The organism is Fusobacterium perfoetens ATCC 29250 (assembly GCF_000622245.1).
Lineage (GTDB): Bacteria > Fusobacteriota > Fusobacteriia > Fusobacteriales > Fusobacteriaceae > Fusobacterium_B > Fusobacterium_B perfoetens.
Window position 1 is genome coordinate 186,688 of sequence record NZ_JHXW01000004.1, and the last position, 12,979, is coordinate 199,666.

Below are 12,979 nucleotides of genomic sequence, written 5' to 3' on the forward strand. Positions count from 1 at the left end.
TCTACTAACCTTATTTCTTTATAGCTGGTCTTACTACAAGGTAACCATTTTTAGCACCTGGTACTGCACCTTTTATTAAGATTACATTGTTTTCAACATCTAATTTAACTACTTTTAAGTTTTGAACTGTAACTGTAGTATTTCCATATTGTCCAGCCATTCTTAATCCTTTAAGAACTTTTCCAGGCCATGATGATTGTCCTATTGACCCTCCTAGTCTATGGTTTCTTGAAACCCCGTGAGATGCTCTGTTTCCACCAAAACCATGTCTCTTCATAACACCTGAAGTTCCTTTTCCTTTTGATGTTCCAGTGATATCTACATATTCGACACCATTTAAAACATCTACTTTAATTTCTTGTCCTAATTCGTAACCTTCAACAGTATCAACTTTAACTTCTTTTACGAATCTTAATGGTTTTACTCCAACTTTATTGAAGATTCCCATCATAGGTTTAGTAGAATTTTTTTCTTTCTTCTCATCAAAACCAAGTTGTAATGCTGTATATCCATCATTTTCAACTGTTTTCTTTTGTAGAACAAAGTTTGGTCCAGCTTCTACAACTGTTACTGGAACGAACTTACCATCTTCAAAGATTTGAGTCATTCCGATTTTTTTTCCTAAAATTCCTGACATTTGTTTCATACCTCCATCAAATAATATATTGGTTGACAACTTGACCTCGTGGTTCCACGACCTCGCTTTAAAAAAAGCGTCAACTTGTATTATTCTGTAAGGATAATTTGATGCATTTATATTTTCAAATTACCCGAGAATCAGCCATTTGTGTTTTATTACGCTTGTTTAATTTCAATTCCAACACCAGCTGGTAAGTTAACCGCTGTTAATGATGATATTGTTTTTTGAGTAGAGTTTTTGATTTCAACCATTCTTCTGTGAATTCTCATCTCAAACTGCTCTCTTGAATCTTTGTTTACATGTACTGATCTTAATACAGTGTATTTTTTTATTTTTGTTGGTAGTGGCATAGGTCCTACTATTTCAGCACCAGACTTTTCTGCAACTTCTGCTATTTTCTTAGCTGATTGATCTAATAACATATGATCATAAGCTTTTAAATAGATTCTTAATTTGTTAGCCATTATACACCTCCTTTAAGTTTTAAAATTTAAAAGATGATCTCTTTTGTACACCTGAAAAATTATATCATATTTTCCTGATTTTGCAAAGCTTTTTTTTTATTTTTTTCAAACTTTTTTTAAAAATTTTTTTTGCTTTTTTTATGCTAATTATGTGATATTTCTTTACATATTTCTTTGCCTTTATTAATATTTTCAAAAATAAAGAGGTTATATATAACCTCTTTATTTTTTATTATTAATTTTTCTTATTTAACTTCTTCTTTTGTTTCTTTTTTTATTTCTGGTTTAGGTGTTGCTGGAGCTGGATTTGGTTTTCTAACTCCATGTCCATTTGGATGTCTTAAGTTAAGTATTGCCAAAGTAGGACATTTTAATTCACATAAACCACAATTTACACATTTTGAAGGATCAATTTTTGCTAAATTATTTTCTACTGTAATAGCTTCTTTTGGACAAGCTTTAGCACACATTCCACATCCTATACAAGCAACTTTACAATTTTTCTTAGCATCTACTCCTTTATCTTTTGAAGAACATGTTACTGTTACTATATTTTTTTCTGGTAACATTGCTATAACATTTTTAGGACATACATTTTTACATGCTCCACATGAAACACATATTTTAGGATCTATTGTAGCCACTCCATTTACTACTTTAATAGCATTAACTGGACATACTTTTACACAATCACCTAGTCCTAAACATGCATATTGACATGATTTTTCACCACCAGCATATATATTAGCTGCAGCACATGTTTTAATATCTCCTCTAAAATTATATTTCATAGAAACATTATCATGATTTCCTTGACAAAGTACTTTTGCTACTACTTTATCTCCTGTAGAAGCTTCTACTTTAACACCCATTATCTCACCTATTTTTTCTGCTACAGCAGGACCTCCAGGTGCACACATATTAAGTTTAGCTCCTTTATTTACAATAGCATCTGCATATCCTCCACATCCTGGGAATCCACATCCTCCACAGTTTGCTCCTGGTAAACATGCAGATATTTTTTCAACTCTCTCATCTACTTTAACCTCAAATTTTTTAGAGGCAAAAGCTAAAAATAATCCCATAGCTAATCCTGTTATTCCTAAGATTACTACGGCCATTAAAATTTCATTATTCATAATAACCTCCAAAAAACTTATATTTGCATTCCACTAAATCCCATAAATGCCATAGCTAAACAACTTGCTGTTAAAAATGCAATTGGCACTCCTTTAAATGGTTCTGGGATATCAGAATATTCTATTCTTTCTCTTATTCCTGCTAGTAATAATAAAGCTAAAGAGAATCCTACAGCTGCACCAAATCCATTGAAAATTGTTTCTATAAAGTTATATCCTTCTTGAATATTTAAAATAGCAACTCCTAAAACAACACAGTTAGTAGTTATTAATGGTAAATACACTCCTAAAGCATTGTATAAATTAGGTGATAACTTTTGAATAGCCATTTCAACAAATTGAACCAATGATGCTATTATTAATATGAACATTATTGTTTGTAAATATTCTAATCCAAATGGAACTAACATATATTGATATATAGTCCAAGTTATACCTGAAGATATTGTTATGACAAATATTATTGCCATTCCCATTCCAATAGAAGATTCTACTTTTTTAGAAACTCCCATATATGGACAAATTCCTAATACTTTACCGAAAACATAGTTTTGGATAAAGATAGAAGTTATAATTATACTAAATAATTTTCCAAAATCCATTTACTATGCCCCCTTCTTTTGTTTTAGATAATTTTGATAAGCGATAACACAAGCTATTGTCATAAATCCTCCAGGAGGTAATATGAAAATTAAAGCTGGTTGCCAAGAAGCAGGAACTATAGTCATATTAAAGATAGTTCCATTACCTAAAATTTCTCTAATTATTCCTAATATTGTTAGTGCTAAAGTAAATCCTAATCCAGAACCTATTCCATCAAACATAGAATCTATAACACTATTTTTAGAAGCAAAACTTTCAGCTCTTCCTAATACAATACAGTTAACAACAATTAATGGAATATAAAGTCCTAAAACTTTATATACATCTGGAGTATAAGCTTCCATTAACATTTGAACAACTGTTACTAGAGAGGCAATAACCATAATAAAAGCTGGTATTCTAACTTTATCTGGTATTGCTTTTTTTATCAAAGAAATAATTATATTTGAAAATATCAAAACTGCTGTTGTTGCAAGTCCCATTGACATTCCGTTTATTGCTGAAGTTGAAGTTCCTAATGTTGGACATAATCCTAATAGTAATACTAATACTGGGTTTTCCTTTATCATACTATTTATTACTATTCCTAATTTACTTTTACTCATTATTTATTCACCTCCGCATAAACTGATAAAGCTCTTTGAATCCCTGCATAAACAGAACTTGGTGAAACAGTTGCTCCAGCAAAAGCATCTACAGATTTATTAAATTGATAATCTTTATCTCTTCCTATCCATAAAGCTTGCCATTCACTACCAGTTATTTTTGCTCCTAATCCTGGAGTTTCTTGATGATTCATTACTTTTAATCCTGTTATTTTTCCATTTAAATCAACACCTAAAGAGAATACAATATTTCCTCCATATCCTCCTTGTGTTACTATTACAACATATCCAACTTTTTGATTTGTTCCATCAAATCCTGGAATGAATTCTAACCCTTCCTTTTCTATTTTTTGAGTTTCATCAAATTTTTCAGCAACAGGAAGTACTTCTTTTCTAGCATTATTTGCTGCATTAATATTATTTTGAGCAATTACTCCTTTAGTCATTCCATTTACAAATGCTAGGGTTCCAGCTGAAATGGCTGCTATTATTAACAATACAGCTCCAAAATGTATAAATCTATTTCTTTCCATCAGCTTTCACCTCCCCAAATTTTTTAGGCATAGTATATCTATTGATTAATGGAGTAACACCATTCATTATTAATATAGAGAAAGCTGTACCTTCTGGATATCCACCTTTCATTCTTATCATTGAAATTAAGAATCCAATACCAAAAGCATAAATTAATTTTCCTTTTGGTGTTACAGGACTTGTAACCATATCAGTAGCCATAAATATAGCTCCTAATAATAATCCCCCTGAAATAACTTGCATTATAGGATCTTTTGCTCCTAATAATGTTGTAAATACAGCTACAGTTAAAACTATTATTACTGGCATTTTCCAGTCAATTTGTTTCTTATAAACTAGATAAATTCCTCCAATTATTAAAGCAATAGCTGAAGTTTCTCCTATACATCCTCCTATTTTTCCAATTAGAGCTTGAACATACATATTTCCTTCTCCAATTAAAACATCAGACATAGGTAATCCTCTTTTCATTGCATCTAACATTGTTGGACCAGCTACACCATCTAATGTAAATGTAGTTATAGCTACTGGCCATGAAGCTTGAACAAATGCTCTACCTACTAATGCAGGATTGAATATATTACATCCTAATCCTCCAAATATCATTTTTCCTAATGCTATACAAACAAAAGCCCCTATAGCAACAAAAGGTAATGACATTCCTACTGGTATTACAAATGCAAATAAAAGTCCTGTTACTATAGCACTTTTATCATGTAAAGTACATTCTTTTTTTCTTATTTTATTGAATAAAAATTCTGTTAACATACAACACACTACTGAAACAGCAGTTACTATTAATGCTCTTAGTTTAAATACATAAATAGCCATCAATAAAGCTGGAATTAATGCAATTATAACATCTAACATTACTTTATCAACTGTTTCAGATGTTCTTATGTGAGGCGAAGGCCCCATATTATACATTCTTGTTGACACTTTATTTCCCTCCTTGCTTCCTATTTCTTAATTGCTCTTAATTTAGCTTTTCCTATTTTTATAGCCTCTGTTAATGGTCTATTTGCTGGACAAATATAAGCACATGAACCACATTCAATACAATCCATTAAATTATATTGTCCTAAATTTTCCCATTCTTCCTTTTTAGCTAATCTAGCATACATAAAAGGTACTAAATGCATAGGACAAACATCTACACATTTTCCGCAACTAATACAAGCCTGAGGTTTTGTATAATTTGTTTCTTCTTTTGTTAAAGCTAATAGCCCTCCTGTTCCTTTTATTACAGGAACTTCTTCTGTGAATTGGGCCATACCCATCATAGGTCCTCCCATGACAAGTTTATCTACTTTTTCTCTATCAACACCGCAATACTCTAATAATTCAGAGAAAGGTGTTCCTATTACAACTTTTAAGTTTTTAGGTTCTTTTATAGCTTTTCCTGAAACTGTAACTATTTTTTCTATTAATGGCTCTCCTAAAACAACTCCTCTATAAATAGCAGCAGCTGTTCCTGTATTTTGAACAACAACACCTACTGAAGCTGGTAATTTTCCAGATGGTACCTCTCTATCTAAAACAGCTTTTATAAGTTGTTTTTCTCCTCCTTGAGGATATTTTGTGTGAAGAGGCATAACTTCTATTCCAGTTCCTTCACAAGCTTTTCTCATACTAGCTATAGCTAGAGGTTTATTTTCCTCTATTCCTATTACAGCTGTATTTACTCCTAATATTTTTTTAATAATTTTAATTCCTTCTACTATAGAATTAGGGTCTTCTAACATAAGTCTGTTATCAGAATTTAAATAAGGCTCACACTCTGCTCCATTTAATACTAAAGTATCTATTGGAGTATCTTTTGGAGGATTTAATTTAATGTGTGTAGGAAAACTAGCTCCTCCTATTCCTACAATTCCTTTTTCTCTAATAAGTTTTAGTAAGTCTTCTTTTGATGCTTCTTGCCAATTTTCAATTTTCTCAAGTTCACACCATTCATCTTTTCCATCATTTTCTATAATGATAGTATTAGCTTTTCCCATTAATGGAAATACACGTTGTTCTATTTTCTTAACAATTCCACTAACGGGAGAGTGAATTGTTGTAGACATAAAAGCAGTTGAGTCTGCTATTTTTTGTCCTTTAAGAACTGTATCTCCTACTTTCACAAGAGGATCTAAAGGAGCTCCTATGTGTTGTTGTAATGGTACATACACCATTTTAGGTGATGGCATTTTTTCTGTTGCTTTTGTTGCTGTTTGGGCTTTGTTATCAGGTGGATGTACACCACCTCTAAATCCAAAAAACTTCATACAAATTCTCCTTCCTTAAACTTATATAAAATTTATTTAAAAATTTTGTCAAATAAAGTTTACCACAATTTAACTTTTTTAACAATATTTTTTTTATTTTTTTCGTTCTAAAAATCTACTTTTTATTATAACTTTGCATAATTTTTTCAATTGGTGTTCCTTCTATTATGGATACTAAGGCCTCACTTGCGTGAACTAATACTTCACTAATTTCTTTTTCTTCCTCTTTTGAAAATTTTCCAATAACAAAATCTACTACTTTATTTTTCTCTTGACTTTGTCCTATTCCAAATTTTATTCTTAAAAATTTCTCTCCTATATGAGATATTATTGATTTTATTCCATTATGCCCACCAGAACTTCCCTTTTCTCTAACTCTTAATTTACCCAACGGAAGTGACATATCATCATACACTATAACAATATCTTTCTCTGGATTTAATTTATAAAAATTAACAACTTGAATTATAGAGTTCCCACTTAAGTTCATGTATGTTTGTGGTTTTAATAAAATAATTTTTTCTCCTTTGTATATTGTTTCCCCTATTAATCCACTAAATTTTTCTTTAAAATCATATACTTTTAATTTTTCTGCTAATTCATCTATTACCATAAATCCTATATTATGTCTTGTCTTTTCATATTCTTTTCCAGGATTCCCTAATCCTACTATTAATTTCATTTTTTTCCTTTCTTTCTCAATTATACTACTTAATAATAAAAATTCAAGAATTTTATAAAAAAAGCTGATATATATCAGCTTTTTTTACATACTATTAACAACATCCTTTACAATAATTTTTTGCAAGTCCACCTAAAGAAGTTTCTCTATATTCTTCTTTTAAATCTTTTCCTGTTTCTTTCATTGTAATAACAACATCATCAAAAGATACAGAGTGAGACCCATCAGTATATATAGAATAATTTGATGTATCTAAAGCTCTTGCTGCTGCTGAAGCATTTCTCTCTATACAAGGAATTTGAACATAACCACCTACTGGATCACAAGTAAGTCCTAAACTATGTTCTAAAGCCATCTCTGCTGCATATTCTATTTGCTCTATACTTCCTCCCATTAAAAAAGCTCCCATTCCAGCTGCCATTGCACAAGCCGTACCTACTTCAGCTTGACAACCAGCTTCAGCTCCAGAAATACTAGCATTTTCTTTTACTATATTTCCTATTAATCCAGCTATGGCTAAAGCTTTTATAACTTCATCATCTTTTAATTCATAAGCTTCTCTTAAAGTATATAAAGCTCCTGGGATTACTCCTGAAGCCCCACATGTTGGAGCTGTAACCACTCTTCCACCACTTGCATTTTCTTCTGAAACAGCTAAAGTATAAGCAAATAATTTTCCTCTAAAAGCTCTTACTTTTCCTTCTCCTCTAGATTTTTTATAGAAAGTAGAAGCTCTTCTCTTAAGTTGAATACTTCCTGGTAAAATTCCTTCTGTATTTACTCCTCTTTCTACAGCTTCTTTCATGGCATTCCATATTTCTAAAAGATAATCTTTTATATCATCGCCTTCATATTCAAATACATATTCCCATAACTCTTTTTTATTTTTTTTACACCATTCCATAATATCAGTCATTTTAGTTAAAGGATATATATTTGCACCATTATTTCTTGGTTGTCCTTCTTCTACAATAGTACCTCCACCAACAGAAAATACTATCCATTCTTTTAAAACATTATCTTCTTTGTCACAAGAAATAAATTTCATACCATTAGTATGAAAAGGATGAACTATTTCAGGTTTCCAAATTATTTCAACTTGCTTAGGTTCTAAAGTCTTTTCTATTATCCAATCTGTTAAATGTCCCTTTCCTGTCAATGCTAAGGAACCGTATAATTCCACTTTATAGTGGTCTGCATCTGGATTTTCAGTTTTAAATTTTCTAGCTGCTCTTTCTGGTCCCATTGTATGAGAACTAGAAGGACCATTTCCTATTTTGAATAATTCTCTCAAAGAATCCATTTTTCCTCCACAAATTCTATTGTCTAATTTCTCCTAAATATTTAGTTTTTACAATTCCTAATATTTTATCTTGTACTTTATTAATTTCTTCTTCATTTAAAGTGCCTTTTTTATCTCTCATTACAACACTTATTGCAACTGATTTTTTACCTGTTTCTATATGTTCTCCTCTATAGATATCAAATAGTCCAACTGATTCTATAAAGTCAGAACTTTTCTTAATAGCTTCTATCATATCTCCTACAAGTACATTTTCATCTAATACAATTGCAAAGTCTCTTGTAACTTCTGGATATTTTACTACTCTTTCATATTTTATTTTCTTATTCATATATTGTTTTAATAAAGAAACATTCATTTCAGCTATATAAGCTCTTTCTTTTAATATATCCATTTTTTCAGAAATTTCTGGATGGATTTCTCCAAATGTTCCAACAACTAATTTTCCTATCATTATATCTGCTGCTCTTCCAGGATGGAAATTTTTATTAGTTGTTCTTACTATTTTATATCCTTTAATTCCTATTTCTTGAAGATACTCTTCTACATACCCTTTTAATACATAAAAATCATATGCTTCTGGTTTTGGATTCCATAAAGTTTTTTCGTCTCTTCCACAAATTCCAATAGCCATATGAATATCTTCTTTTGCTAATAAATCATCTGTTTTTTCAAAAACTTTTGCTACTTCAAATATTTTTATAGAATCTTGATTTCTATTTAAGTTTTCTTTTATGTTATTTAAGATACTATAAATTAATGTAGGTCTCATCATTGCCATAGTTTCAACTATTGGATTTAATATCATTATTTCTTCTTTTTCTATATGTAACATATCTTTTACTTCTCTAGGAATAAAGCTATAATTTATAACTTCTTGTAATCCTATTTTAGCAAGAGCATCTTTAGATTCGTCCATAAGTCTTATAACTTCATTTTTAACCCCAGCAGTTATATCTTCTATTGGCATTTTATCTTCTATATTTTCAAATCCATACATTCTTATAACTTCTTCATATAAGTCAGCTGGTCTGTATAAATCTCCTCTATAACTTGGAGGAACAACTTTTAAAGTTTCTCCATTATCTTCTACTTTTAAGTTAAGATTTGTTAATATTTCTATAATTCTCTCTTTTGGAATTTCTTTTCCAGCAAATCTTCTTAATTTTTCTATATTTAATTCTATTTCTGTTGATTGATATTTTTCAGGATAAACATCTATCATTTTTCCTACTGATTGAGGATTTACTAATTGTAATATAAGGTCTGTAACTCTATCTAATACAGTTGGAACATTTTCCATATCAGTTCCTCTTTCATTTCTATATCCTGCATCACTTACTATTCCAAATTTTCTTCCAGCTTTTCTTATATCTTCAGGAGTAAAGTAAGCAACTTCTATAAAGATATCTTGTGTATCCTCTTTTATTCCACTTCCTAAACCTCCCATTATTCCTGCTAATCCAGAAGGTTTTTCTCCATCAGCAATTACTAACTCTCCATTAACATCTATTTCTTGTTCCATAAGAGTAACTAATTTTTCTCCCTCTTTTCCTCTTCTAGCAATAACTTTTCCACCAGCTATCTCTTTTAAATCATAGATGTGAATAGGTTGATTATATTCAAACATTACAAAATTTGAAATATCTACTATATTATTAATAGGATTTAATCCCATAGCAATTATTCTTTTCTTTAACCATTCTGGAGATTCAGCTACTTTTACTCCACGAATAACTCTACCAGCGAATCTCTTACATCTTTCTCTATCTTCAATTGAAATTTCTATTGAATCATCTGTAAAAGTTACATCATTTAATTTTTCAATTTTTGGATATTTAACTTCTCTTCCATAGTAAGCAGCTATTTCTCTAGCTATACCTATATGTGAAAGACAATCAGGTCTATTAGGTGTTATTTCTAATTCAAATACAACATCATTTAAACCAACATATTCTCTATATTCCATTCCTATAGGAGCATCTTCTGGCAGTATAATAATTCCAGAATGGTCTTTTCCAAGTCCAAGCTCAGCCTTAGAACAACACATTCCACAAGATTCAATTCCTCTTATTTTACTTTTCTTAATTTTGAAATCTCCTGGTAAAACAGCTCCTATTTTAGCTACTACTACTTTATCTCCTAATTTATGATTTGGAGCTCCACAAACTATTTGTAATGGTTCTTCTTCTCCAACATTTACTTTTAATAAAGATAGTTTATCAGCTTCTGGATGTCTTCCATATTCTACTATATGTCCAATAACAACATTGTCTAAATCTTTTCCTTGAACATCTATAGCTTCTACTTCTTGTCCTATCATTGTTAAAGCTTTTTCAAGCTCTTCTATATTTTCATTTATATCAACATATTGCTTAAGCCATTCTAATGAAATTAACATTCTTTCTCACTCCCTTATTTAAATTGTTTTAAAAATCTTGTATCGTTTTCAAAGAATGCTCTTAAGTCATCTATACCATGTCTTAACATAGTTATTCTTTCTATTCCCATACCAAACGCAAACCCTGAAACTTCATCTGGATTATAACCAACAGCTTTTAAAACTTCTGGGTCAACCATTCCACAACCCATAATTTCTAACCAACCACTATTTTTACAAACTCTACATCCTTTTCCTTTACAGATTACACATTCAACATCCATTTCAGCACTTGGTTCTGTAAATGGGAAAAAGTGAGGTCTAAATCTTACTTTAGTATTTTCTCCAAATACTTTTTCCATAAAAGTAGTAAGTATAGCCTTTAAATTAGCAAAAGATATATCTTTTCCAACCATTAATCCTTCCATTTGATGGAACATTGGTGTATGAGATACATCATAATCTGGTCTATAAACTTTTCCAACACAAACCATTCTAAATGGTGGTTTTTTCTCTAACATATATCTTACTTGTACTGGAGAAGTTTGAGTTCTTAAACAAACTTCATCAGATATATAGAAAGTATCAGTTATATCTCTTGAAGGATGTGATTCTGGAATATTTAAAGCATCAAAGTTATATTTTACAAGTTCTATTTCTGGTCCATCTGCTACATCAAATCCCATATCCATAGCTATTTTCTTTAATAAATTAGCTGTTTCTGTCAATGGATGTAATCTTCCTAATTCAACTTTTTTTCCTGAAAGAGTTATATCTATAACTTCTTCTTTTAATTGTTTTTCTTTTAATGCTTTTGTTATTTCTTCTTTTTTAGATTCTATAAAATTAGTAATCTCTTCTCTAATTTCATTTAATAATTGTCCTATTACAGGTCTTTCTTCAGAAGAAAGATTTTTCATTCCTTTAGAAATTTCTGTTATAAGTCCTTTTTTTCCTAAATACTTTATTCTAAAGTCTTCTACTTCTTGTAAAGTATTTAATTTTAAAATTTCTTCTTTTGCTTGAGTTTTAAGCAAAGATAATTTTTCTTTCATTTTTCCTCCCCTAAAGATTATTTAACTTCTTTATGAATTAATTTTATATTTTTGTCTTCATTTATAGTAATAACCCCATAGCTGCCACATAAGACAGCTCCAGGGTTAAAATATATTGTTTGCTCTTTATTTTTTAAATAAGGAAAATGAGTATGACCAAAAACAACTACATTGGCATCTAGCTCTTTTGCTCTCATTTCTATTTGAAAATAGTTTCTTTTTACTCCATAAATATGTCCATGAGTTATAAAAAATTTTTTATCAAAAATTTCTATAATTTCTTCATCATTAAAAGAGCTATTATAGTCACAATTTCCCCTTGCACAAACAAATTTTATCTCAGGGAAAGCATATTGCATATCTGTTACATCTTCATAACCATCTCCTGAAAATAAAATTATTTCAGGATTTTCCATTTTTATTATTTTGTATAATCTCTCAAAACAACCATGAACATCTGATATTGCTAGTATTTTCATTTTTTTCTTCCTTACTAAATTAAGCTATAAACAATGTTGTTTCAGCTTGTTCCATTATTTTTATTCCAACTCTTTTAGTTAGTTTTTCATATAAATATGAGTTACTTAAATTACCCATTATTAAAATATCCTCTTCTTTACAAATTTGTAAAAAGGCATCAGAATCTGACTTTAATAGTTTTACAGATTCTACCTTTATTCCTTTACCTTCCATAAAAGCATTAAGATAATTTTCTTTTTTCTCTTCTTCTGGGTCTTCTTCTAAAGAATCTACTAATTCAAAAGATTTTATTTCTTCTATATGTGTAAAAATATTGCTAAATCTTTGGAAACTTTTATTAACTTTTGTTCCATCATCATTAGCTACTGCTATTTTTTCAAGTCTAAGAGGTTTATCTCTTACAACTATTATAGGTTTATAGAATCTTTTCATTAAAACAACTAAATCTTCTGTAAATCTTTCTTCTTTTTCAATTAATAGCATGTCTGATTTTTTTAATTCTTGTATAACAACTTCTGAAGTTATTCCAAATTGAACTTCTAATTCAGCATCAATACCATTTTCTTTTAATTCAGCTTTGATTTTTTCTATTTCTCTCTCTTCAAAAGCGTTCCACTCTTTACTAATTCCAGCTAACATTGGCTCTAGCATAATTCCATCTACTGCATTTGGTAAAAACTCTTTTTTTCTTACATCTCTTACATGGAAAGGTCTTATTTTAAAACCAAAATTATCTCTTAAATAAATAGCACTGTCTATAAGATTTTTTCTATTATAACCATTCCCTAAAACTAAAAGTACATTTCTTATCATAAAAAAACCTC

14 protein-coding genes are annotated in these 12,979 nt (G+C 29.7%); all 14 read right to left on the bottom strand.

What is annotated here, in order from left to right; genetic code table 11:
• Positions 1-10: 10 nt before the first annotated feature.
• The 14 genes from rplC to T364_RS0102335 all read right to left on the bottom strand — a co-directional run bounded on the left by rplC (position 11) and on the right by T364_RS0102335 (position 12,968).
• A complete protein-coding gene (gene rplC / locus T364_RS0102270) occupies positions 11-637 on the bottom strand; it encodes a 50S ribosomal protein L3 (protein ID WP_027128134.1) in 627 nt (208 codons plus the stop codon).
• Positions 638-795: 158 nt separating this feature from the next.
• Positions 796-1,107 carry a 30S ribosomal protein S10 gene (gene rpsJ / locus T364_RS0102275; RefSeq protein ID WP_027128135.1) on the bottom strand — a complete coding sequence of 104 codons (312 nt, stop codon included), beginning with the start codon at positions 1,105-1,107 and terminating at the stop codon, positions 796-798.
• Positions 1,108-1,349: 242 nt separating this feature from the next.
• Positions 1,350-2,243 carry an RnfABCDGE type electron transport complex subunit B gene (locus T364_RS0102280; RefSeq protein ID WP_035945210.1) on the bottom strand — a complete coding sequence of 298 codons (894 nt, stop codon included), beginning with the start codon at positions 2,241-2,243 and terminating at the stop codon, positions 1,350-1,352.
• A 17-nt stretch (positions 2,244-2,260) separates the two neighbouring features.
• A complete protein-coding gene (gene rsxA, locus T364_RS0102285) occupies positions 2,261-2,845 on the bottom strand; it encodes an electron transport complex subunit RsxA (protein ID WP_027128137.1) in 585 nt (194 codons plus the stop codon).
• A gap of 3 nt (positions 2,846-2,848) precedes the next feature.
• Positions 2,849-3,451 carry an RnfABCDGE type electron transport complex subunit E gene (locus tag T364_RS0102290; RefSeq protein WP_027128138.1) on the bottom strand — a complete coding sequence of 201 codons (603 nt, stop codon included), beginning with the start codon at positions 3,449-3,451 and terminating at the stop codon, positions 2,849-2,851.
• Positions 3,451-3,984: an RnfABCDGE type electron transport complex subunit G gene (locus tag T364_RS0102295; RefSeq protein ID WP_027128139.1), complete on the bottom strand. Its 534-nt coding sequence runs from the start codon at positions 3,982-3,984 to the stop codon at positions 3,451-3,453. The genes T364_RS0102290 and T364_RS0102295 overlap by 1 nt, the downstream gene beginning before the upstream one ends.
• Positions 3,971-4,903 carry an RnfABCDGE type electron transport complex subunit D gene (locus T364_RS0102300; protein WP_027128140.1) on the bottom strand — a complete coding sequence of 311 codons (933 nt, stop codon included), beginning with the start codon at positions 4,901-4,903 and terminating at the stop codon, positions 3,971-3,973. The genes T364_RS0102295 and T364_RS0102300 overlap by 14 nt, the downstream gene beginning before the upstream one ends.
• A gap of 41 nt (positions 4,904-4,944) precedes the next feature.
• On the bottom strand, positions 4,945-6,255 hold the full coding sequence (rsxC, locus tag T364_RS0102305) for an electron transport complex subunit RsxC (protein WP_027128141.1): 1,311 nt from the start codon (positions 6,253-6,255) through the stop codon (positions 4,945-4,947).
• Between the two features lie 115 nt (positions 6,256-6,370).
• Positions 6,371-6,937, bottom strand: coding sequence for an aminoacyl-tRNA hydrolase (gene pth, locus T364_RS0102310; protein ID WP_027128142.1), 567 nt, complete (start codon positions 6,935-6,937; stop codon positions 6,371-6,373).
• Between the two features lie 94 nt (positions 6,938-7,031).
• Positions 7,032-8,240 (bottom strand): L-serine ammonia-lyase, encoded by a 1,209-nt coding sequence (locus T364_RS0102315; RefSeq protein ID WP_027128143.1) that lies wholly within the window; start codon positions 8,238-8,240, stop codon positions 7,032-7,034.
• A 16-nt stretch (positions 8,241-8,256) separates the two neighbouring features.
• Positions 8,257-10,641, bottom strand: a complete 2,385-nt coding sequence (gene pheT, locus T364_RS0102320) for a phenylalanine--tRNA ligase subunit beta (protein WP_027128144.1) — start codon at positions 10,639-10,641, stop codon at positions 8,257-8,259.
• A gap of 14 nt (positions 10,642-10,655) precedes the next feature.
• Positions 10,656-11,675 (bottom strand): phenylalanine--tRNA ligase subunit alpha, encoded by a 1,020-nt coding sequence (gene pheS, locus T364_RS0102325; RefSeq protein WP_027128145.1) that lies wholly within the window; start codon positions 11,673-11,675, stop codon positions 10,656-10,658.
• Between the two features lie 17 nt (positions 11,676-11,692).
• Positions 11,693-12,154 carry a YfcE family phosphodiesterase gene (locus tag T364_RS0102330; protein ID WP_027128146.1) on the bottom strand — a complete coding sequence of 154 codons (462 nt, stop codon included), beginning with the start codon at positions 12,152-12,154 and terminating at the stop codon, positions 11,693-11,695.
• A 19-nt stretch (positions 12,155-12,173) separates the two neighbouring features.
• The gene (locus tag T364_RS0102335; RefSeq protein ID WP_027128147.1) at positions 12,174-12,968 is read right to left on the bottom strand and encodes a hypothetical protein; all 795 of its coding nucleotides are present in this window, start codon (positions 12,966-12,968) and stop codon (positions 12,174-12,176) included.
• Positions 12,969-12,979 lie beyond the last annotated feature (11 nt).

Coding starts and splice junctions, on each gene's coding strand:
- rplC (WP_027128134.1), bottom strand. CDS start 637: ATGTCAGGAATTTTAGGAAAAAAAATCGGAATGACTCAAATCTTTGAA.
- pth (WP_027128142.1), bottom strand. CDS start 6,937: ATGAAATTAATAGTAGGATTAGGGAATCCTGGAAAAGAATATGAAAAG.
- T364_RS0102330 (WP_027128146.1), bottom strand. CDS start 12,154: ATGAAAATACTAGCAATATCAGATGTTCATGGTTGTTTTGAGAGATTA.
- T364_RS0102295 (WP_027128139.1), bottom strand. CDS start 3,984: ATGGAAAGAAATAGATTTATACATTTTGGAGCTGTATTGTTAATAATA.
- pheT (WP_027128144.1), bottom strand. CDS start 10,641: ATGTTAATTTCATTAGAATGGCTTAAGCAATATGTTGATATAAATGAA.
- T364_RS0102300 (WP_027128140.1), bottom strand. CDS start 4,903: ATGGGGCCTTCGCCTCACATAAGAACATCTGAAACAGTTGATAAAGTA.
- T364_RS0102290 (WP_027128138.1), bottom strand. CDS start 3,451: ATGAGTAAAAGTAAATTAGGAATAGTAATAAATAGTATGATAAAGGAA.
- T364_RS0102280 (WP_035945210.1), bottom strand. CDS start 2,243: ATGAATAATGAAATTTTAATGGCCGTAGTAATCTTAGGAATAACAGGA.
- pheS (WP_027128145.1), bottom strand. CDS start 11,675: ATGAAAGAAAAATTATCTTTGCTTAAAACTCAAGCAAAAGAAGAAATT.
- T364_RS0102335 (WP_027128147.1), bottom strand. CDS start 12,968: ATGATAAGAAATGTACTTTTAGTTTTAGGGAATGGTTATAATAGAAAA.
- rsxA (WP_027128137.1), bottom strand. CDS start 2,845: ATGGATTTTGGAAAATTATTTAGTATAATTATAACTTCTATCTTTATC.
- T364_RS0102315 (WP_027128143.1), bottom strand. CDS start 8,240: ATGGATTCTTTGAGAGAATTATTCAAAATAGGAAATGGTCCTTCTAGT.
- rsxC (WP_027128141.1), bottom strand. CDS start 6,255: ATGAAGTTTTTTGGATTTAGAGGTGGTGTACATCCACCTGATAACAAA.